Genomic DNA, 20,185 nt, shown 5'->3' with positions numbered 1-20,185 from the left:
GAATCCCGACGAACTGCGCCTTCGCGGTCCCCCTCCCCCTTGAGGGGAGGGGTAAGGGGTGGGGGTTCACCGGCCCGCCGTCTCCGAATCATCCTGGAACATCCGCGTCCCGGCGCATCATCGGACCACCGCCCATGACCGCGCTGCTGTCCCTCGACCGCGTCTCCAAGACCTTCACGCAAGGCCGCCACGAGGTTCGCGCCGTCGACGACGTGTCCTTCGACGTCGTCCAGGGCGAATGCCTGGCGATCGTCGGCGAAAGCGGGTCGGGCAAGTCGACCATCGCCAACATGATCCTCGGCATCTACCCGCCGACCGCCGGCACCATCGCCTTCAAGGGCGCGGCGCTTCCGACTGCCCGGACGCTCGCCCATCGCCGCGCGATCCAGCTGGTGCAGCAGAACCCGCTCTCCTCGCTCAACCCGCGGCGCACCATCGGCGCCTCGCTGCGGCTGCCGCTCGACGTGCACGACCTCGGCCCGCGGGCCGATCGCGCCGGCCGCGTCGGCGAACTCCTCGAAGACGTCGGCCTGCCGGCCGACTATGCAAGGCGCGCCCCCGACGCGCTGTCGGGCGGTCAGCGCCAGCGTGTCGCCATCGCCCGCGCGCTCGCCTGCCAGTCCGATCTCGTGGTGCTCGACGAGCCGACCTCCGCGCTCGACGTGCTGGTGCAGGCGCGCGTGCTCAAGCTCCTGAACGATCTGCGCAAAAGCCGCGGCCTCACCTATGTGTTCATCACCCACGACCTGTCGGTCGTGCGCAACGTCGCCGACCGCGTCGCCGTCTTCGAGCGCGGCCGGCTGGTCGAGCTGAACCCGACGGAGACCATCTTCTCCGATCCCCACCACCCCTACACGCGACGCCTGATCGGCGCCGTTCCGGTCGTCACCGCCGACGAGGTGCGGCTGCGCGACCGTCTCATGGAGAACGACAATGAACGTGCCTGACTATACCCCCTTCCTCCTCGCCGCCGGCGGCACCGGCCAGCCGCAGGCCGCCCTCGACGCGCTCTGCGCGCTCACGCAGCAGGTCGTCGGAGCCAAGCTCTTCACCGTCATGACCAGCGACCGGGCGCAACGGGTCAATGCACGCGTCTATTCCAACATGCCCGACGCCTATCCCGTCTCGGGCACCAAGCCTGCCAACGAGACCGACTGGTCGCGCCAGGTCATCGCGGAGAAGAAGACCTTCGTCGCCAACGACATCGAGGCGATCGCCGACGTGTTCGGTGACTGGGAGCAGATCCGTTCGCTCGGCTGCGAGAGCGTCATGAACGTGCCGATCCTGATCGACGGCGAAGTCGCCGGGACCATCAACTGCCTCGACGTCGCAGGGCACTATACGCCCGAGCGGGTGGCCGCGGCCGAGGCGCTGAAGCTGCCCGGCCTCGTCTGCCTGCTTCTCCTCCAGCGCATGACCAAGGGAGCCTGACCATGGGCGAGACCACCATCCGCGTCGCCACCGACGTCGGCGGCACCTTCACCGACCTCGTCTGCTTCGAGACCGATACCGCCACCGGCGCGGCACGCATCGTCACCGCCAAGTCCGACACCACCCCGCCGAATTTCGAGCAGGGCGTGCTCAACGTGCTGGCCAAGGCCGGCATCGATCCGGCGTCGGTCGATTTCCTGGCGCATGGCACCACGGTCGTCATCAACGCGCTGACCGAGCGCAAGGGCGTCAAGGTCGGGCTCGTCACCACCGAAGGCTTCCGCGACACGCTGGAGATCGCGCGCGGCAACCGGCCGGATTTCTTCAACCTGCACTACCAGAAGCCGAAGCCCTTCGTGCCGCGCTATCTGCGCCGCGAACTGCCCGGCCGCATCTCCTACAAGGGCGAGGAGCTGAAGCCGCTCGACCTGTCGGCCCTGCCGGGCATCGTCGCAGACTTCCGGGCCGACGGCGTCCAGGCGGTCGCCATCTCCTTCCTGCACTCCTATGCCGATCCCGCGCACGAGGAGGCGGCGATGGCGGAGCTGCGGCGGCTCTGGCCGGAGGTCTCGGCCGTCGCCTCGCACCAGATCACCCGCGAATGGCGCGAATACGAGCGCACCAACACCGCCGTCCTGTCGGCCTATGTCCAGCCGATCGCCGAGCGCTATCTGTCGCGTCTGGCCGGCGGCCTGAAGGAGCAGGGGCTGAAGGGCAGCCCCTACATCATGCAGTCGAACTGCGGCGTCGATTCGCTCGATTCCGTGTCGAAGATCCCGATCACCATGGTCGAATCCGGCCCGGCCTCCGGCTTCTGGGGCGCGGCCGAGCTCGGCAAGCTGATCGGCGAACCCAACGTGCTGGCACTCGATATCGGGGGCACCACGGCCAAGTGCTCGCTGATCGAGGACGGTGCGGTCAAGATCAAGACCGACTACTGGATCGAGCGCGACCGCACCTCGGCCGGCTACCCGATCATGGTGCCCGTCGTCGACCTGGTCGAGATCGGCAATGGCGGCGGCTCGATCGCCTGGGTCGACGATTTCGGCAAGCTGCATGTCGGCCCGCAGTCGGCCGGCGCCATGCCCGGCCCGGCCGCCTACGGCCGCGGCGGCACCAACGCCACCACCACCGACGCCAATCTCTGGCTCGGCCGCATCAACCGCGACTATTTCTGCGGCGGCGAGGTCGTGGCCGACATGGCGGCCGCCGAGACGGCCCTGTCGGGCGTGGCGGCGAAGCTCGGCATCGACGCCACGGAGGCGGCGCGCGGTATCATCCGCATCGCCAACAACAACATGGTCAACGCGCTGAAGCTCGTCTCGCTCAACCGCGGCCACGACCCGCGCGACTTCACGCTGGTGGCCTTCGGCGGCGGCGGTGCCATGCACGGCGTGGCGCTCGGCCAGGAACTCGGCGTGAAGAAGGTCGTGGTGCCGGCCGGCGCCTCGGTCTTCTCGGCCTGGGGCATGATGATGTCGGACCTGCGCCGCGACTATTTCGTCACCCGCCTCGCCGAACTGACGCCGGGCTCGGCCGCCGGCATCGAGGCGATCTTCGCCGAGACGGAAGAGCGGGCACGGGCGCAGTTCGCCGCCGAGGGCGTGGCGGCCGACAAGGTCCGCATGCTGCGCTACGGCAAGTTCCGCTACCAGAACCAGGAGCACACGACCGAGGTGCTCATCCCCGGTGGCGCGATCACCGACGGGCGCCTCGCCGAGATCCAGGCCGCCTTCCACGAGACCTACGAGCGAGAATACACCTACCGGCTCGGCGCGCCGGTCGAGATGGTGGGCATCCATCTCGTCGCCTCGGCCGAGGTCGGCAAGCTCACCATGGCGAAGCGCGAGCCCACCGGCGCGACGGCCGACGCCGCGCTCAAGGGCCACCGCGACGTCGACTACGCGCTGGAGGGCATCCACCGCGCCGCGATCTACGACGGCACGAAGCTCGAGCCCGGCATGGCCTTCGCAGGCCCCGCCATCGTCGAGGATCCCGGCACCACGGTCGTCATCCATCCCGGCAACCAGGTCGCGATCGACGGCTACGGCAACATCCACATCACGCTGGCGTCATGACGTCCATGCTTCGCGCGCTTCACCCCCCCCGGCCGGCAGGCCAGAGGGGGGGTGCCTCGCGTCACGGGAACTCATCGAACCACGGAGGCCACCATGCCTGACATGTCGAACGACCCCATCACGCTCGAAATCATCCAGAACTCGCTGCAGGCGGCGGCCGACGAGATGTTCGCGGTCATGAAGAAGACCGCGATGAGTTCGATCATCTACGAGGTGCTCGACATGGGCACCGGCATCACCGACGCCAGGGGCGCGCTGGCGTCGTCGGGGGCCGGCATCCCCGCCTTCATCGGCGTGCTCGACAAGGCGGTGAAGGTGATCGTCGCCAAGTACGACAAGCCCGGCGACATCCAGCCCGGCGACGTCTTCGCCACCAACGATCCCTATTACGGCGGCGTCACGCATCTGAACGACATCGTCGTCGCCATGCCGGTCTTTGCCGGCGACACGCTGATCGCCTGGACCGCCAACATCGCCCACAATTCCGACGTCGGCGGCATGGCTCCCGGTTCGCTCACCGGCGAGGCGACCGAAATCTTCCAGGAGGGCCTTCGCCTGCCCGCCATCAAGATCATCGCCAAGGGCGAGCCGATCCGCTCGGTGATGGAGATCATCAAGGTCAATTCGCGCATGCCCGACGTGCTCGAAGGCGATGTCTGGGCGGCCATCGCCTCGGTGCGCATCGGGGCCAGGCGCCTCGTCGAGATCGCCGACAAATACGGCACCGCCACCTTCCAGAACGCCATGGCCTCCTTCCTCGACTTCGGCGAGGAGGTGTCGCTGAAGGCGCTGAAGGACCTGCCCAAGGGCACGTTCGAACTCTCCGAGGAGCAGGACGACGGCCGCATCTTCAACGTGAAGATCACCATCTCCGACGACGCTTTCGAGGTCGACCTGCTCGACAATCCGGACCAGTCTCCGAACCCCGTCAACACCTCGCGCGACGGCGTCATGGTCGCCGCGCAGATGATCTTCAAGTCGCTGACCGATCCCTATTCGCCGGCCAACGAGGGCTCGTTCCGGCCGATCCGGCTGCTCACCCGCGAGGGCTCGGTCTTCCATGCGAAGGAGCCGGCGCCGATCGGCTTCTACTACGAGATCGAGCTGCGCGTGTACGACATCATGTGGCGGTGCCTCGCCCAGCACATGCCGGAACGGCTGGCGTCCGGCCATTTCGCGAGCGTGTGCGGCACCTTCATCGGCGGCATCCACCCCGACACCGGGCGCCAGTACACGATCATCGAGCCGCAGCTCGGCGGCTGGGGCGCAAGCCGCGGCGGCGACGGCAATTCCGCGATCTTCTGCGGCTTCCACGGCGAGACCTACAACTGCCCGGCCGAGATCAACGAGGCGCGCAACGGGCTCTATGTCGACCGCATGGAGCTCAACGTCGCCCCGGGCGGCGAGGGCCGCCATCGCGGCGGCCGCGGCATCGTCATGGACTACCGGGTGCGGGCCGACAACGGCTTCCTCACCGCCGGCTACACCCGGTCGAAGTTCCCGCCCTGGGCGCTCGACGGCGGCAACGAGGGCTCGCCCAACTATGTCGAGGTGATCCGCAAGGACGGGTCGCGCGAGACCTTCTCCTTCGTCTCCGGCCTCGTCACCCATACCGACGACGTCATCCGCGTCGTCACCGGCAATGGCGGCGGCATCGGCGATCCGAGAGAGCGCGACCGCACGGCGGTGGCCGACGACATCCGCAACGGGTTGATCACGCCGGAGCGGGCCCGCGAGGTCTACGGCTACACCGGCTAGCGCGAGCCCGCCTTCCGCATCCGCGCGGAAGGCCGTGCGGGCGGCGGGGACGGAGGGGCATCCGTCCCCGCCGTCTTCCCGCAGCAATCCATTCCGGCGCGCGGTGCGGCCAAGTTCCGGCCCGCGCCCGACCGAGGAGACACGAGGACATCATGACCCATCCCACCGCCGACCGCCTGGCCCGCCTGCGCCGCTCCATGGCCGCCGAGAACGTCGATCTCGTCGCCGTCGCGCCCGGCTCGCACATGGACTGGCTCGTCGGCTTCCATCCCCATCCCGACGAACGCCCCTGCCTGCTGCTGGTCGGTCCGAAGCGCGAGGCCTTCCTGATGCCGGTGCTGAACGCCGAAGGCACGCGCGAATCCACCGACATCGCCTTCCACACCTGGAGCGACGATCTCGGGCCGAACGAAGCGCTCGCCGCCGCCCTCGCGGATGTCGGCGCCGCTCAGGCCGCGAGCGTCGTGCTCGACGAGACCATGCGCGCCGACTTCGCGCTCTTGGTGCTCGGCGCGCTGCCGGGGGCGAAGCACGCCTTCACCGAACGCACGCTGGGGCGTCTGCGCATGGTCAAGGACGAGCGGGAATTCGCGAAGCTGAAGATGAACGCCGCCATCGCCGACCGCGCCATGCAGACGGCGTTCTCCGCCATCAGGCCCGGCCTGACCGAAAGGCAGGTCGCCCAGATCGTGCGCGACTATTTCGCCTCGGAGGGCGCCGTGCCCGCCTTCTGGATCGTCGGCGCCGGCTCCAACGGTGCCTTCCCGCACCACCAGACCGGCGACCGCCAGCTGGCCGAGGGCGACGCCATCGTCATCGACATCGGCGGCCGCAAGGAAGGCTTCCCCTCCGACATCACCCGCATGGCTGTCGTCGGCGAACCGCCGGAGGGCTACGGCCAGATCCATTCGATCGTCGAGAAGGCGGTGCAGGCCGCTCTCGCCGCGGCGCGGCCCGGCGTCCTGGCCAGGGAGGTCGACGCCGCGGCGCGGCGCGTCATCGCCGATGCCGGCTACGGCGAATACTTCGTCCACCGCACCGGCCACGGTCTCGGCATCGACGGCCACGAGCCGCCCTACGTCACGGCGACGTCCGAGACGGTGCTGGAAGAGGGCATGGTCTTCTCCATCGAGCCCGGCATCTACATCCCCGGCCGCTTCGGCATCCGCCTGGAGGAGATCGTCATCCTGCGCGCCGACGGCCCGGAGATTTTGTCCACGCTTCCGCGCGACCTCCACGTGGCGCGATAGGGGGGCGGGCGTTCGGCGGGTCGGGGACCGTGCCCGTTCTTTCAGTCGTAGGGCCTTATGGCACCCCCCTCTGCCCTGCCGGGCATCTCCCCCTCAAGGGGGGAGATCGGCAGCTTCGATGGCGGCACCCCTCCTTCAACGTTGGCGATCGGGCGAGACGACAGAGGCAACCGATCTCCCCCCTTGAGGGGGAGATGCCGGCAGGCAGAGGGGGGTATCGTCGAGCGCGACCTCGCCAGCGGCAGTACAACGAGACCATGACGAGGCAGACATGACCACCGGAAGCACCACCCCTGACCCCATCACCGCCTCCGTCATCCAGTCCTCGCTGGTGGCCGCCGCCGACGAGATGTTCGCGGTGCTGAAGAAGACCGCCATGAGCCCGATCATCTACGAGGTGCTCGACGTCGGCACCGGCATCACCGATCCGGCGGGCGAACTGGTCTCGTCGGGCGCCGGCATCCCCACCTTCGTCGGCGTGCTCGACAAGGCGGTCCGGCGCATCGTCGACCTGCACGGTCGCGACGGCATCCGGCCCGGCGACTGCTTCATCACCAACGATCCCTATTTCGGCGGCGTCACGCATCTCAACGACGTCGTCATCGCCCTGCCGGTCTTCGCCGAAGGCACGCTCGTCGCCTGGGCCGCCTCGATCGCGCACTGGAACGACGTCGGCGGCAAGACGCCGGGCTCGATGGCGGTCGACGTGTCGGAGATCTTCCAGGAGGGGCTGCGCCTGCCGGCCGTGAAGCTGTTCGCGGACGGGGCGCCGATCTCCCCGGTCTTCGACATCATCGCCGCCAATTCGCGCCTGCCGGATTTCGTCCAGGGCGATCTGTGGGCGCAGGTGGCGGCGAGCCGCAAGGCCGAGACCCGCATCCGCCAGCTGGTCGGGACCTATGGGCTCGACGCCTGGCACGCCGCGTTGGCCTCGCTGTTCGAAGAGGGCGAGCGGCGCGGCCGCGCCGGCCTCGCCACGCTGCCGCGCGGCACGTTCCGCATCGAGGAGCGCCAGGACGACGGGGCGCTCTGGCAGGCCTCGATCACCATCGCGCATGACCGCTTCACCGTCGACCTCACCGGCAATCCGGCGCAGCGCGCGGCGCCCTACAACACCAGCCGCGACGGCGCCGTCATTTCCGCCCAGATGATCTTCAAGGCGCTGACCGACCCGACGCTGTTTGCCAATGCCGGCTCGTTCCGGGCGCTGGAGGTGATCACCGAGCCCGGCACCATCTTCCACGCCACCGGCACGGCGCCGCACGGCTATTACTTCGAGACCCGCATCCGGCTGGCCGACATGCTGTGGCAGTGCATGGCGCGCGCGCTGCCGGAGCGGCTGCCGGCCGGTTCCTTCGCCTCGATCTGCGGCACCGTGATCGCCGGTCACCATCCGGACACCGCGCGCCGCTTCACCATGGTCGAGCCGCAGATGGGCGGCTGGGGCGCCACCGCCACGCGCGACGGGCTCGACGCCATGTACTCGGCCAACCACGGCGAGACCTTCAACTGCCCGGTCGAGATCTGCGAGGCGCGCTACGGCCTCGACGTCGCCTTCAAGCGCCTGAACGAGGGCGACGCGGGCGCCGGACTGCATTCGGGCGGCAAGGGCCTGCAGACCCTCTACCGCTTGCGCGCGCCCGCCGTGCTCTCGGCCGGCTACAGCCGCGCGAAGGAACCCGTCTGGGGCCTCGAGGGTGGCGCATCCGGCGGCGTCAACGGCCTCTCCGTCCTCCACCCCGACGGCCGCCGCGCGCGCCTCACCTTCGCCAGCGGCGTCAGGCTCGAACCTGGCGACGAAGTGCTGATCGAAACCGCCAATGGCGGCGGCTGGGGCAGGGCAGGGGTATAGAGAATACGGGGCCAGTCTACTGAATTCCGGGTCGCAGCCTTTCGAACGGCGCCGCGGGGTCACCCGCGTTGACTAAACTGGCCCCGCATTTTCCGTGCCTCCTGCGGCCGCGCTTCGACGGCTATGCAGCGGCCGGCAGCGCCCGCCACCGCTTCGCCGCCAAACCATTTGGCGAATGGCCGGCCGGCTGTTACATTGCCTCCAACTCAAGATGATCGCGCCTGCAGCATCCGGGATGGAAGCGCGGCGACGGAAGGATGAAAGCGTGAACGACCTCGAATTCGGCGGGCAACCGTCGGGCGGCGAGGCTTCCCGGGGCGGACGGGCCAGGAAGAGGCGCGGGCGTCGCAGGACGGGGCAGAAGCAGGCGGCGCCGACGCAGGGCGCGCCCGCGTCCCGTCCGGGAAAGCCCGAGTCCCAGCAGCCGAACCTCCAGCAGCAGAAGAAGAAGCGCAAGCGACGGCGTGGCCGCAAGGTCTTCGCCCGCGACGGCGCCGAGGGCGTGGTCGCGGCGCCCGTGGCGGCCAAACCTTCGGCGAAGCCGCTGCCCGCGCAGCCGGCGCCCGACCCCGTGGAGCCGCGCGGTGCTGCGGGCGGCACCGAAACGCGTCCGCATGCCTATGCGGCGCTCGACCTCGGCACGAACAACTGCCGGCTGCTCGTCGCCGTGCCGACGCGGCCGGGCCAGTTCCGCGTCGTCGATGCCTTCTCGCGGATCGTGCGGCTGGGCGAGGGGCTGTCGGGCTCGGGCCGTCTCGGCGACCAGGCGATGCACCGGGCCGTCGAGGCGCTGAAGCACTGCGCGGAGAAGCTCGCCGGGCGCGAGATCCGCAAGGCGCGGCTGATCGCCACCGAGGCCTGCCGCTCGGCGGAGAACGGCGTCGAGTTCCTGGCCCGGGTGGCCGACGAGACCGGCCTCGTGCTGGAGATCATCGACCGCGAGACCGAGGCGCGGCTGGCCGTATCGGGCTGCGGGTCGCTGGTCGATCGCGACACCGAGGGCGTGGTGCTGTTCGACATCGGTGGCGGCTCCTCCGAGATCGCGCTGATCGACATGTCCGCGCGGCGAACGGGGCGGCTGGCCGACCACATCGTCTCCTGGACGTCGCTGCCGGTCGGCGTCGTGTCGCTGTCGGAGCGTTTCGGCGGCCGTCACGTGACGCCGGAGATCTATGCCGCCATGGTCGAGGACGTCGCGCGCATGCTCGACGCCTTCGAAGGCCGCGAGAAGCTCGGCGCGATCGCGCGCGGCGACCGTTTCCACCTGCTCGGCACGTCGGGCACGGTGACGACGCTCGCCGGCATCCATCTCGACCTGCCGCGCTACGACCGGCGCCGGGTGGACGGGCTGTGGATGCAGTCGCAGGACATCGACCGCATGATCGAGCGGCTGGTCGGCTGGGAGTTTCACGAGCGGGTCGCCAATCCCTGCATCGGGCCGGACCGCGCCGATCTCGTGCTTGCCGGCTGCGCCATCCTCGAGGCGATCCGGCGAGTCTGGCCCTCGCAGCGCCTGCGCGTCGCCGACCGCGGCCTGCGCGAGGGTATCCTGGCCGAACTCATGGCAGAAGACGGGGCATGGCGGCGCGGCCGCGAGCGGGAGCGGGCACGGACATGAAGAAGCCCACCGGCGGCTCCGGGCCGCGCGCGCTCAAGACCCGCATCAAGAAGAAGAGCGGACTGAAGAACTCGTCGCGCCGCTGGCTCGAGCGGCACATGAACGATCCCTACGTTCACCGCTCCAAGGCCGAAGGCTTCCGCTCCCGCGCGGCCTTCAAGCTGATCGAGATCGACGACCGTTACAAGATCCTCAGGCCCGGCACGAAGGTGATCGACCTCGGCGCGGCCCCCGGCGGGTGGAGCCAGGTCGCGGCAAGCCGCATCGGCTCGACCAACGACGCGCCGTCGGTCGTCGCCATCGACTATCTGGATATGGATGCGATCCCCGGCGTCGCGTTCCTCAAGATGGACTTCCTCGAACCGGATGCGCCGGACCGGTTGATGGCGATGCTGGGCGGCGCACCGGACGTCGTTCTCTCCGACATGGCGGCGCCCACGACCGGACATCGCCGGACCGATCACATCCGCACCATGCATCTGTGCGAGGTGGCGGCCGATTTTGCCGTCAGCGTCCTGAAGCCCGGCGGACACTTCCTCGCCAAGACCTTCCAGGGCGGCGCGGAGGACGTGGTCCTCGACATGCTCAAGAAGAACTTCGCGTCGGTCCACCACGTCAAGCCGCCGGCCTCGCGCGCCGAATCCGTCGAGCTCTATCTGTTCGCGAAGGGCTTCAAGGGCCGGGTCCAGACGCCGCCGGCTCCCCCGGAGGCCTGACCCTATTTCGGCGGTACGACCTGGCTGCGGGCGTTGTCTCCGCCGATCCGGTGTCCGGAGACTGAAGAACCGGCATCCGGCGGCAGTCGCAGGAAGGGCAGCGCCGCCGTCGCGGTGACGATGGCCACGACGACGAAGGCGATGCCGAAGGCATCGACGCCGAGCGGCGTTCCGGTCGCCACGGTCACCCCCTCCAGGATGCCGCCGGCCAGCGCCACGCCGAGCGCGATCGAGATCTGCTGGAACACCGAGGCGATGGCTGTCGCCTGGCCGGCGCGTTCGTCGCCGATGTCGGCGAAGATCAGCGCATTGGCCGAGGTGAAGAAGAGCGAGCGCAGGAAGCCGCCGGCGATCAGCGTGGCGATGATTGCCCAGGCGGGGGTCTGCGGCGTGAAGACGGCGGCGAGCCCGAGGAAGAAGGCGCCGCCGATCGCCGAGCCCGCCAGGACGCGGCGGAAGCCGCCGCGGCGCAGGGCCGTCGTGGCGAGGAACTTCATGCCGATGGCCCCGAAGGCGGCGGAGAAGGTGAGCATGCCGGATTCGAACGGCGTCATCCCGAAACCGAGCTGGAACATCAGCGGCAGCAGGAAAGGGGTTGCCCCCGCACCGATCCGGAACAGCGTCCCGCCGACGATGGCGGCCGAGAAGACCCGGTTGGAGAACAGGCTGAGGTCGAGGAGCGGGCGCGGCGTGCTCCGGGCATGGCGCACATAGGCGAAGCCGGCGGCGATCCCGGCAAGCAGGGTCGCCAGGCCGACGACGGGCGGGAGGGCGGGGAGGCTCACCACCGACAGGCCGAAGACGATCCCGGCTGCCGCAGCCGCCGACAGGACGAAGCCCCTGCCGTCGATCGGGCCCGGGCGGCCGCGCTCGAGCACGGGAAGCAGGGTCCAGGCGGCGGCGATGCCCAGAATGCCGATCGGCACGTTGATGAGGAAGATCCAGTGCCAGCTCAGGAAGGTCGTCAGGAAGCCGCCGACCGGCGGGCCGACCAGCGGGCCGAGCAGGCCGGGGATCGTCAGCCAGGCCATGGCCGAGACGAGGTTCTGCCGCGGCGTCGCGCGCACCAGCAGCAGCCGGGCGACCGGCGTCATCATCGAGCCGCCCATGCCCTGGAGGAAGCGCGCCATCACGAAGGCTTCGAGCGAACCGGCGGTCGCGCAGGCGATCGAGCCGATGACGAAGACGCCGATGGCGGTGCAGAACAGGCGCTTGGCGCCGAAGCGGTCGGCCATCCAGGCGCTGATCGGGATGAAGATCGCCAGCGAGACGAGATAGGCCGTCAGCGCGAGCTTCAGGGCGATCGGGCTGGTGCCGATGTCGGCGGCGATCGCCGGCAGCGAGGTCGCGATGACGGTCGAGTCCATCTGCTCCATGAAGAGCGCGACCGCGAGGACGAGCGGGATGGTGCGGTTCAACTCTCGATCCAATTCATCTTGTCTTCGAAGGCGTTAGCATGCGGCGCGCCGGATTGTCCCGGTCCTTTCGGTCCTGTCCCACAACGAAGTGACCCGTGGACCGCTCGGCTGGGCCGGTACGGCGGCGCCGGCGGACCAGGCGCTGCAAAACGCCCCGGCCGAGAGGAAGCGCCTTCCCATCGTCACGGACGCATGGTACCAGCCACCGCCATTCCCAACGGGAAACTGTCTTGTCGGCGCGGTCCAGCGGACCGCCGCCGCCCCTGGAACATCGAAGGAATGGTCATGGCGAAAATCATCGTATCCGCGACGGGAGCCGAGGCGCTCACCTTCGACGACGTCCTCCTCCAACCCGGCCATTCCGACGTGATGCCCGGGCAGACCGACGTGCGGACGGTGATCGCCCGCGACATCGAACTCAACGTGCCGATCCTGTCGGCGGCGATGGACACGGTGACGGAATCGCGCCTGGCCATCGCCATGGCGCAGGCCGGCGGCATCGGCGTCATTCACCGCAACCTGTCGCCCGAGCAGCAGGCCGAGGAGGTCCGGCAGGTCAAGAAGTTCGAATCCGGCATGGTGGTCAATCCGGTCACGATCGGGCCGGACGCCACGCTCGGCGACGCCCAGGCGCTGATGCGGGCGCATGGCATCTCCGGCATCCCGGTGGTGGAGAACGGCGGCACGGGCGGACAGCGCAACGGCCGGCTGGTCGGCATCCTGACCAACCGCGACGTCCGCTTCGCCTCCGACCCGTCTCAGAGGGTGTCGGAACTGATGACGAAGGAGAACCTCGTCACGGTGAGCGAGAGCGTCGACCAGGAAGAGGCCAAGCGGCTGCTGCACCAGCGCCGCATCGAGAAGCTCCTGGTCGTCGATCACCGCGGCCATTGCGTCGGGCTGATCACCGTCAAGGACATCGAGAAGACGCAGCTGAACCCGAACGCCGCCAAGGACGCGCAGGGGCGGCTGCGGGTCGCCGCCGCCACCAGCGTCGGCGACGACGGCTTCGAGCGGGCCGAGCGGCTGATCGCGGCCGGCGTCGACCTGCTCGTCATCGACACCGCGCACGGCCACTCGCAGCGCGTGCTCGACGCGGTCGCCCGGGCCAAGAAACTCTCGAACTCCGTGCGCATCCTCGCCGGCAACGTCGCCACCGGCGAGGGCACGCAGGCGCTGATCGATGCGGGCGCGGATGCGGTGAAGGTCGGCATCGGTCCGGGTTCGATCTGCACCACCCGCATCGTGGCCGGCGTCGGCGTGCCGCAGCTCACCGCCATCATGTCGGCGGTCGAGGTGGCCGAGCGGCAGGGCATCAGCATCGTCGCCGACGGCGGCATCAAGTATTCGGGCGACCTCGCCAAGGCACTGGCCGCCGGTGCGAGCGCGGCGATGATCGGATCGCTGCTCGCCGGCACGGAGGAGAGCCCGGGCGAGGTCTATCTGCACCAGGGCCGGTCCTTCAAGGCCTATCGCGGCATGGGCTCGGTGGGTGCGATGGCGCGCGGCTCGGCAGATCGCTACTTCCAGGCGGAGGTCCGCGACACGCTGAAGCTGGTGCCGGAAGGCATCGAGGGTCAGGTCCCCTACAAGGGACCCGTCAGCGGCGTGCTGCACCAGCTCGCCGGCGGCCTCAAGGCGTCCATGGGCTATGTCGGGGCGCCGAACCTCGAGCAGTTCCGCAACAAGGCCACCTTCGTGCGCATCTCCGGCGCAGGCCTGCGCGAGAGCCACGCGCACGACGTGACGATCACCCGGGAGAGCCCGAACTATCCCGGGATGAGCTGAGCAGCCAGCCGGCCCACGGCGAACCGCGGGGGGCGCGGTGGAGGCCTGTGCGCCGTCACGCGGCCTGCGACATCTGCGGCGGAAAGATCAGCGAGCGATGGACCGCTGCGCCCGCCATCGCGCCGTGACCGACCGCGATGGCGACCGACGCCATCGGGCTCGCCACGTCGCCGCAGGCGAAGATGCCCGGCACCGACGTCGCCTTCATCGGGTCGGTCGCGACGAAGGACCCTTGCGGCCCTTCCTCCATCCTGCAGCCGAGCGTCGCGGGGAGGGGCGTGACGATCCGGGTCCGGGTGGCGACGAACAGGCCATCGACGGCAAGGCGCCGGCCATCGGACAGCACGGCGACCGGCGCGCCGGGTTCTCCGTCGATCCGGGTCACGGGCACCATCTCGATCGATACCCCTCGCTGCACGAGGTCGGCGACCTGGGGATCGCCCGGCTCGAAGAACCCGTTGGCGAACAGCGTCGTCTGCCCCCATTCGGGCAGCATCGCCGCCTGGTGCAGCGACATCGGGCCGGTGGCCAGCACGCCGATCCGGCCGCGGTTCAGCTCGTAACCATGGCAATAGGGGCATGTCATCGCGCCGACGCCCCATTGCGCTTCGAGGCCCGGGACGTCGGGCAGGACATCCTCCACGCCGGTGGCGAGCACGATGCGCCGGCCGTCGACGTGCTGCCCGTCGGCGAGCGTCACGCTGAACGCGTCGATGCCGCCCGTCGCCGAAACCGCTTCGCCGGCGATGAAGCTCACCGTCGGATAGGCCAGGAGCTGCCCGCGCGCCTCAGCGGCTATTGCGCCCGGCGCGTGGCCGTCGCGGCCGAGGAAGCCGTGGGAGGTGTGGGCGAAGCGGTTGCGGCGCCGTCCCGCGTCCACGACCAGCACCCGGCGGCGGGCGCGGGCCACCTGAATGGCGGCGGAGAGGCCGGCATAGCTGCCGCCGATGACGATGACGTCAAACATGGCGATGTTCCTTCGGTGCGGTTGGATGCTGCGCCAGGCGGGCGCGGAAATCGGCATCGATCGATGCCAGGGTGATGGAGCGAAGCCTTGCGTGGACGAGGCGTTCGGCCTCGCCCAGCGTCTCCTGCATGGAAGCGTTGACGGCTTGTTCGACCAGGCAGGACGGCTGGGGCGTGCGGCTGCCGATGGCGAAGAGGCCGGGCGCGCCGAGCGCGATATGCACGTCCGCCAGCGTGATCTCAGACAGCGGCCGCCCCAGCGTCCAGCCGCCGCCATGACCCTTGCCCGACCGGACGATGCCTGCACCGCGCAGGCCCGCCATGGTCCGGCGGACGGCGGCGGGGTTGCCGTGCATGTAGCGGGCGAGTTCCTCCGACGTCACCGGATTCTCCCGTTCCGCCATGTGGAGGAGCAGATGCAGCATGGCGGAGAGGCGCGTGTCGGGCTTCATGTAACTTCATATGTTACATGAAAGGCGGCGCGTCAAGATGCGCAGGCGCGCTGTCCGTTGCTGCGGGACATGCTATTGCCGACGGGTGCGCCGATGCGCACGCGGGAGGAGAACGCTCAGAATGGAAGCCGATGCCATCTTCTGGCCGATGATCGCGCATGTGGCGCTGGTCTACGGCGTCTACGGGCTCATGGCGCTGCGCCGGAAGCGCGCCGTGGAGACCGGCAGCGCGAAGATCTCGCAGTTCCGCGAGAACCGGGACGAGCCGGCGGAGAGCCTGTTCGTCCGCAACAACCTGGCCAACCAGTTCGAGCTGCCGGTGCTGTTCCACGCCTGCTGCCTGGCGCTGTTCGCCAGCGGCGGCGTGGGTGCGGTCGTGCTCGTGTTCGCGTGGGTGTTCGTGGCGTCGCGCTATGTGCACGCGGCCATACACGTGACCACGAACCGGATCCGACACCGGCAGCCGGCCTTCATCGCCGGCTTCCTGTCGCTGGGCGCGATGTGGGGAGCGCTCGCGGTCCACATCGCCTGACCGCGAGCGCCGCCTCGTGCCGAAGGCTCAGCCTTCGCCGGCCGGGACGATCCGGAGCAGCCGGCCGCCGGCCCGGTCCTCGAGCGCCCAGATCGCGCCGTCGGGACCCTGCTCGACCTCGCGGATGCGCGCGTTCATCGGGAAGCGGCGGAGTTCGCGGGCCATCGTTCCGTCGCTCTGCTCGCCCAGATCGACCTGCACGATCGCCTGTGCCGACAGCCCGCCGATGATCGCGTCGCCCTGCCAGTCGGCAAACAGATCACCCGAGTAGATCACCAGCCCGGCCGGCGAGATCACCGGCGTCCAGTGCGCTTCCGGCTCCTCGAACTCCGGCCGGGTCGGGTGATCGGGGATGTCGGCGCCCGAATAGTTCACGCCATAGGAGACGACCGGCCAGCCGTAGTTGCGGCCCGGCTCGACCAGATTGATCTCGTCGCCGCCGCGCGGTCCCATCTCGTGCGTCCAGAGCCGCCCGTCGCCGTCGAAGGCGATGCCGAGCATGTTGCGGTGGCCGACGCTCCAGAAGCTCTTCGCGAGATCACCCGCGTCCTGGAAGGGATTGTCGCCCGGCACCGAGCCGTCCGGGTTGAGGCGGATGATCTTGCCGAGCGCGCTGTCCATGTCCTGCGCCGGGGTCTGCTTCTGGCGTTCGCCGGAGGTGACGAACAGATGCGCGCCGTCCGGCGAGAAGGCGAGGCGGTGGGAGTAATGACCGTTGCCGCTGACCTTCGGCTCCTGGCGCCAGATCACCTCGAGGTTCTCAAGGGCGGGTTCGCTCCCGTCGCGCGAAAGCGTCGCCCGCGCCACCGCGGCACCCTGCAGGCCGTCGTCGCCGCGTTCCGCATAGGAGATGTAGACATGGCCGGTCGTGCCGAAGTCGGGACCGATCAGCACGTCTCCCAGCCCGCCCTGGCCGGCATAGGCCACTTCGGGAACGCCGGAAACCTCCGACTTCGTGCCGTCCTGCGTGACCAGCAGGAGATTGCCTGGCTTCTCGGTGACGAGCAGTTCGCCGTCCGGCAGGAAGGTCATGGCCCATGGCTCGTCGAACTCGGCGACCGGGGTCGCCTCGATCGTCACGCCGTCCTGCGACGTCACGATGAAACTCTGGGCGAGCGCCGACACCGGGACGAGCAGGGCGGTGATTGCGAGGGGTAAACGCATGGAAGCCTCCGTGTTCGTGATTGTCCTCCCGGCAGATAGGGTCTCCGACGCTGGTTTCCGATCACGCCTGCGTGACGAACCGGGCAGGAGGACGGTCACCCGGAGGCCGCTTCCAGGCCATGGGCATCGGCGATGAGGCGGCCGATGGTGCGGTATTCCTCGGGTCGCGGACCGTTGCGACGCCAGACGAGACAGATGCGGCGGGAGGGCTGCGGATCGGCGAAGGGCACGACCTTCATGTCGCGCATCGCGGTGACCGTCTGCAGCGCGATCTCGGGGATCAGCGTCAGGCCGAGCCCGTGCGAGACCATCTGCAGCAGGGTCGTCAGGCTGGTCGCGCCGTAGCTCGAAAGCGCGAGAGGGCGGACGGAGCGGCAGACCGCGAGCGCCTGGTCGCGCAGGCAATGGCCTTCCTCCAGCAGCATGAGCCGTTCCAGCGCCGGGCTCTCGGGCGGAACCGGCGGGGAGTGGAATTCGGGATCGTCGCGCGGCACGGCGAGATAGAACCGGTCCTCGAACAGCGGTTCGGCCACGAGGCCGGGCTCCTCGATCGGCAATGCGGCGACGAAGGCGTCGAGCCGTCCCGACAGGGTCTCCTCGACGAGGGTACCGGTCACGGCCTCGCGCAGCTCGAGCTGGAGGTCGGGATAACTGCGCCTCGCGAGCGGCAGGACCGCCGGCAGCAGGTAGGGGGCGACGGTCGGGATCATGCCCAGCCGGAAGCGGCCTTCCATCGGCCGCCGGCCGCGCCGGGCGATCGCCTCCACGTCGCGAATGTCGGCCAGGATCCGCTCGATGCGGGGGCGCAGCTGCCGCGCCTCCTCTGTGATGCGGATGCCGCTGCGGCTGCGCTCGAACAGCTTGCAGTCGAGCTTCTCCTCCATCTCCGCGATCTGCGACGACAGCGCCGGCTGCGACACGCCGACGAGTTCGGCCGCCCGCCCGAAATGGAGGGTCTCGGCAAGCGCGTCGAAATACTCCATCTGGCGAACGGAAAGGCGGATCATAAGCATTGGCTATCACGAAACAGCGATGGCGCAAATCGGCCTTATCGTGGGCGCCGCGAGAGGCCTCATGATGGGATGCGATGCTGCTTGCCGCCGGCGACGGGAGGGGCTACCAGTCCGTCGATCGGGTAGCCGACAACGGGGAAGACCGGACATGCGCACAGGCGGACGACTGGCTGCGGCCATCGAGGTTCTCGCGGACATCCAGACACGCCACAGGCCCGCGGCCGACGCGCTGAAGGACTGGGGTCTGTCGCACCGCTTCGCGGGTGCAGGTGATCGCGGCGCCATCGGCAACATCGTGTACGACGCGCTTCGCCGCCGCCGCTCGGCTGCCCATCTGCTCGGCGCGGACACGCCGCGGGCGCTGGCCTTCGGCGCGCTGCTCCTGGAATGGGGCGAGACCGCGGCCGGGCTGAACGCCTCGCTCGAGGGCGACCGCTTCGCGCCGGCGCCGCTGGACGAGTCGGAACTCGCCGCCATCGCGGCCAATCCGCTGGACGCTGCCCCCGACGCCGTACGCGCGGACGTTCCGGACTGGTGCGCGCCGCTGCTCCGGCAAGCCTTCGGCGCCGACTGGGTGGAGGAGAGCAGGGCCCTCTCGGACCGTCCGCCGCTCGATCTGCGGGTCAACACGCTGCGTGCCGATCGCGAGCGCATCCTGCGCGAACTCGCCGGGATGAAGGCCGCACCGACGCGGCTGGCGCCGCACGGCATCCGCATTCCGCCGATAGAAGGCAGCGGACGCCACCCGAACGTCCAGGCGGAGCCGGCCTTCGCGAAGGGCTGGATGGAGGTGCAGGACGAGGGGTCGCAGGTCGCCGCCCGGCTGGCGGGCGCCGAACCCGGCATGCAGGTGCTCGACTACTGTGCCGGAGCCGGCGGGAAGACCCTGGCGCTGTCGGCCGACATGGACAATCGCGGCCAGCTCTTCGCCCATGATTCCGAGAAGCAGCGGCTCGCACCGATCTTCGACCGCCTGCGCCGTTCCGAGACGCGCAACGTGCAGGTGATGTCGCGCGCGGACGAACTCGCGGCGCTCGAAGGGCGGATGGACCTCGTCCTCGTCGATGCTCCCTGCACCGGCTCGGGCACGTGGCGCCGCCGGCCCGATGCGAAATGGCGGCTGACCGAGCGCCAGCTCGAGGTGCGGATGGCCGAGCAGGACGGGATCCTCGCCGCGGCCAGCCGGTTCGTGAGGCCGGGCGGCCGGCTCGTCTACGTCACCTGCTCGCTGTTCCCACTGGAGAATGCGGAGCGCCTGCAGCGCTTTCTCGCCTCGAACGCCGCCTTCACGCCGGTGGACCATGTCGCGCTGTTCGAGACCTGCTTCCCGGGCGAGGGCGGCTCGGCGCGCATCGACCCCGCGGGCGGCATCTCGCTTTCGCCCGCGCGCAGCGGTACCGATGGATTCTACGTCGGCGTGATGGTCCGCCGCGATTGATGCTTCCTCCCAGGGCGCCCCAATGGACGAGTTCCTCGAACAGTTCACGGATCCGAGCAAGTTCGTCGGCCACATAAACTACATCCTCGTCATCCTCTCGGTCTCGATGAGCAGCATGCGCTGGCTGCGCATCTTCGCCATCGCGTCGGGCATCACCGGGGTGATCTACTACGGGTTCCTGGTCTCGGACCTGATCAGCGCCACCTGGGAATTCATCTTCACCACCGTGAACGCGATCCAGCTCGCGCTGGTGCTCCTCGCCAACCGCAGCCGCCGCGTGAGCGACGACGAGAAGCTGTTCATCGACACGGTCCTGCCGTCGCTGGAAGGCAATCTGCGCACCCGCATGCTGAAGCTCGGCCGATGGGAGACGAAGGCGCCGGGCGAGGTGCTGATCGAGGAGGGGCAGGAGGCGCCGCAGCTGGTCTTCATCGCCCGCGGCGCGGCCAGCGTCGAAAAGAGTGATCGGCTGATCGGGGTCTGCGGACCGGGCGACTTCCTCGGCGAGATGAGCTTCCTCTCCGGCAAGCCGGCCTCGGCCACGGTGCGCGTCGCCAACGAGATCCGCTGCTGCGTCTACGATCCGGCCGAACTGCGGGCGCTGCTGCAGCGCAACCCGCCGATCCGTCAGGCGTTGGAGCTGAGCTTCAACCGGAACCTCGTCGGCAAGCTGGACCGGATGAACGAAACCCGGCACGCGTCCGCCTGAGG

The 20,185-nt window shown here is 69.5% G+C and carries 17 protein-coding genes; 12 read left to right on the top strand and 5 right to left on the bottom strand.

Annotated elements, in window-relative coordinates; genetic code table 11:
- Positions 1 to 134: 134 nt before the first annotated feature.
- From IAI54_RS13975 to IAI54_RS13940, 8 genes are all read left to right on the top strand, one after another.
- Entirely contained in the window at positions 135 to 947 is an 813-nt protein-coding gene (locus tag IAI54_RS13975; protein WP_187972920.1) for an ABC transporter ATP-binding protein, read from the top strand.
- Positions 934 to 1,431, top strand: a complete 498-nt coding sequence (locus IAI54_RS13970) for a GAF domain-containing protein (RefSeq protein ID WP_187972919.1) — start codon at positions 934 to 936, stop codon at positions 1,429 to 1,431. Before IAI54_RS13975 ends, IAI54_RS13970 begins: the two co-directional genes overlap by 14 nt.
- A 2-nt stretch (positions 1,432 to 1,433) precedes the next feature.
- Positions 1,434 to 3,509 (top strand): hydantoinase/oxoprolinase family protein, encoded by a 2,076-nt coding sequence (locus tag IAI54_RS13965; protein WP_187972918.1) that lies wholly within the window; start codon positions 1,434 to 1,436, stop codon positions 3,507 to 3,509.
- 93 nt (positions 3,510 to 3,602) lie between these two features.
- Positions 3,603 to 5,267: a hydantoinase B/oxoprolinase family protein gene (locus IAI54_RS13960; protein WP_210321253.1), complete on the top strand. Its 1,665-nt coding sequence runs from the start codon at positions 3,603 to 3,605 to the stop codon at positions 5,265 to 5,267.
- A 152-nt stretch (positions 5,268 to 5,419) separates the two neighbouring features.
- Positions 5,420 to 6,517: a M24 family metallopeptidase gene (locus IAI54_RS13955; protein ID WP_187972917.1), complete on the top strand. Its 1,098-nt coding sequence runs from the start codon at positions 5,420 to 5,422 to the stop codon at positions 6,515 to 6,517.
- Between the two features lie 271 nt (positions 6,518 to 6,788).
- Positions 6,789 to 8,369 carry a hydantoinase B/oxoprolinase family protein gene (locus IAI54_RS13950; RefSeq protein ID WP_187972916.1) on the top strand — a complete coding sequence of 527 codons (1,581 nt, stop codon included), beginning with the start codon at positions 6,789 to 6,791 and terminating at the stop codon, positions 8,367 to 8,369.
- Positions 8,370 to 8,604: 235 nt separating this feature from the next.
- Entirely contained in the window at positions 8,605 to 9,987 is a 1,383-nt protein-coding gene (locus IAI54_RS13945) for a Ppx/GppA phosphatase family protein (protein ID WP_420838283.1), read from the top strand.
- Positions 9,984 to 10,703, top strand: coding sequence for an RlmE family RNA methyltransferase (locus tag IAI54_RS13940; RefSeq protein ID WP_187972914.1), 720 nt, complete (start codon positions 9,984 to 9,986; stop codon positions 10,701 to 10,703). Before IAI54_RS13945 ends, IAI54_RS13940 begins: the two co-directional genes overlap by 4 nt.
- Positions 10,704 to 10,705: 2 nt before the next feature.
- Here IAI54_RS13940 and IAI54_RS13935 read toward each other — a convergent pair whose 3' ends face one another.
- Positions 10,706 to 12,121: an MFS transporter gene (locus tag IAI54_RS13935; protein WP_187972913.1), complete on the bottom strand. Its 1,416-nt coding sequence runs from the start codon at positions 12,119 to 12,121 to the stop codon at positions 10,706 to 10,708.
- Between the two features lie 285 nt (positions 12,122 to 12,406).
- Here IAI54_RS13935 and guaB point away from each other — a divergent pair, with 285 nt between their 5' ends.
- Entirely contained in the window at positions 12,407 to 13,909 is a 1,503-nt protein-coding gene (gene guaB / locus IAI54_RS13930; protein ID WP_187972912.1) for an IMP dehydrogenase, read from the top strand.
- Between the two features lie 55 nt (positions 13,910 to 13,964).
- On the opposite strand, the gene IAI54_RS13925 is transcribed toward guaB, so the two are convergent.
- Together IAI54_RS13925 and IAI54_RS13920 are read right to left on the bottom strand one after the other, a co-directional pair.
- Positions 13,965 to 14,876 carry an NAD(P)/FAD-dependent oxidoreductase gene (locus tag IAI54_RS13925; RefSeq protein WP_187972911.1) on the bottom strand — a complete coding sequence of 304 codons (912 nt, stop codon included), beginning with the start codon at positions 14,874 to 14,876 and terminating at the stop codon, positions 13,965 to 13,967.
- Complete coding sequence (locus IAI54_RS13920; RefSeq protein WP_187972910.1) at positions 14,869 to 15,327, bottom strand: Rrf2 family transcriptional regulator; 459 nt, start codon at positions 15,325 to 15,327, stop codon at positions 14,869 to 14,871. Before IAI54_RS13920 ends, IAI54_RS13925 begins: the two co-directional genes overlap by 8 nt.
- A gap of 121 nt (positions 15,328 to 15,448) precedes the next feature.
- Here IAI54_RS13920 and IAI54_RS13915 point away from each other — a divergent pair, with 121 nt between their 5' ends.
- Positions 15,449 to 15,859 carry an MAPEG family protein gene (locus IAI54_RS13915; protein ID WP_187972909.1) on the top strand — a complete coding sequence of 137 codons (411 nt, stop codon included), beginning with the start codon at positions 15,449 to 15,451 and terminating at the stop codon, positions 15,857 to 15,859.
- A 27-nt stretch (positions 15,860 to 15,886) separates the two neighbouring features.
- Here IAI54_RS13915 and IAI54_RS13910 read toward each other — a convergent pair whose 3' ends face one another.
- Both IAI54_RS13910 and IAI54_RS13905 read right to left on the bottom strand, forming a co-directional pair.
- On the bottom strand, positions 15,887 to 17,023 hold the full coding sequence (locus IAI54_RS13910) for a PQQ-dependent sugar dehydrogenase (protein WP_187972908.1): 1,137 nt from the start codon (positions 17,021 to 17,023) through the stop codon (positions 15,887 to 15,889).
- A gap of 95 nt (positions 17,024 to 17,118) precedes the next feature.
- A complete protein-coding gene (locus IAI54_RS13905) occupies positions 17,119 to 18,030 on the bottom strand; it encodes a hydrogen peroxide-inducible genes activator (protein WP_187973155.1) in 912 nt (303 codons plus the stop codon).
- Positions 18,031 to 18,184: 154 nt separating this feature from the next.
- Between IAI54_RS13905 and IAI54_RS13900 the strand changes: the two genes are divergently transcribed.
- Together IAI54_RS13900 and IAI54_RS13895 are read left to right on the top strand one after the other, a co-directional pair.
- Entirely contained in the window at positions 18,185 to 19,474 is a 1,290-nt protein-coding gene (locus IAI54_RS13900; protein ID WP_187972907.1) for an RsmB/NOP family class I SAM-dependent RNA methyltransferase, read from the top strand.
- Between the two features lie 22 nt (positions 19,475 to 19,496).
- Positions 19,497 to 20,183: a cyclic nucleotide-binding domain-containing protein gene (locus tag IAI54_RS13895; protein ID WP_187972906.1), complete on the top strand. Its 687-nt coding sequence runs from the start codon at positions 19,497 to 19,499 to the stop codon at positions 20,181 to 20,183.
- The last annotated feature ends 2 nt before the right edge of the window (positions 20,184 to 20,185 follow it).

Origin of the sequence: Aquibium microcysteis (assembly GCF_014495845.1) — a bacterium.
Lineage (GTDB): Bacteria > Pseudomonadota > Alphaproteobacteria > Rhizobiales > Rhizobiaceae > Aquibium > Aquibium microcysteis.
This window is presented reverse-complemented; position numbering and strand designations above follow the sequence as displayed.

Bases quoted from the DNA above. Each gene is read 5' to 3' on its own strand.
- IAI54_RS13975 (WP_187972920.1), top strand. From the start codon at position 135: ATGACCGCGCTGCTGTCCCTCGACCGCGTCTCCAAGACCTTCACGCAA.
- IAI54_RS13970 (WP_187972919.1), top strand. From the start codon at position 934: ATGAACGTGCCTGACTATACCCCCTTCCTCCTCGCCGCCGGCGGCACC.
- IAI54_RS13965 (WP_187972918.1), top strand. From the start codon at position 1,434: ATGGGCGAGACCACCATCCGCGTCGCCACCGACGTCGGCGGCACCTTC.
- IAI54_RS13960 (WP_210321253.1), top strand. From the start codon at position 3,603: ATGCCTGACATGTCGAACGACCCCATCACGCTCGAAATCATCCAGAAC.
- IAI54_RS13955 (WP_187972917.1), top strand. From the start codon at position 5,420: ATGACCCATCCCACCGCCGACCGCCTGGCCCGCCTGCGCCGCTCCATG.
- IAI54_RS13950 (WP_187972916.1), top strand. From the start codon at position 6,789: ATGACCACCGGAAGCACCACCCCTGACCCCATCACCGCCTCCGTCATC.
- IAI54_RS13945 (WP_420838283.1), top strand. From the start codon at position 8,605: ATGGAAGCGCGGCGACGGAAGGATGAAAGCGTGAACGACCTCGAATTC.
- IAI54_RS13940 (WP_187972914.1), top strand. From the start codon at position 9,984: ATGAAGAAGCCCACCGGCGGCTCCGGGCCGCGCGCGCTCAAGACCCGC.
- guaB (WP_187972912.1), top strand. From the start codon at position 12,407: ATGGCGAAAATCATCGTATCCGCGACGGGAGCCGAGGCGCTCACCTTC.
- IAI54_RS13925 (WP_187972911.1), bottom strand. From the start codon at position 14,876: ATGTTTGACGTCATCGTCATCGGCGGCAGCTATGCCGGCCTCTCCGCC.
- IAI54_RS13920 (WP_187972910.1), bottom strand. From the start codon at position 15,327: ATGAAGCCCGACACGCGCCTCTCCGCCATGCTGCATCTGCTCCTCCAC.
- IAI54_RS13915 (WP_187972909.1), top strand. From the start codon at position 15,449: ATGGAAGCCGATGCCATCTTCTGGCCGATGATCGCGCATGTGGCGCTG.
- IAI54_RS13910 (WP_187972908.1), bottom strand. From the start codon at position 17,023: ATGCGTTTACCCCTCGCAATCACCGCCCTGCTCGTCCCGGTGTCGGCG.
- IAI54_RS13905 (WP_187973155.1), bottom strand. From the start codon at position 18,030: ATGATCCGCCTTTCCGTTCGCCAGATGGAGTATTTCGACGCGCTTGCC.
- IAI54_RS13900 (WP_187972907.1), top strand. From the start codon at position 18,185: ATGCGCACAGGCGGACGACTGGCTGCGGCCATCGAGGTTCTCGCGGAC.
- IAI54_RS13895 (WP_187972906.1), top strand. From the start codon at position 19,497: ATGGACGAGTTCCTCGAACAGTTCACGGATCCGAGCAAGTTCGTCGGC.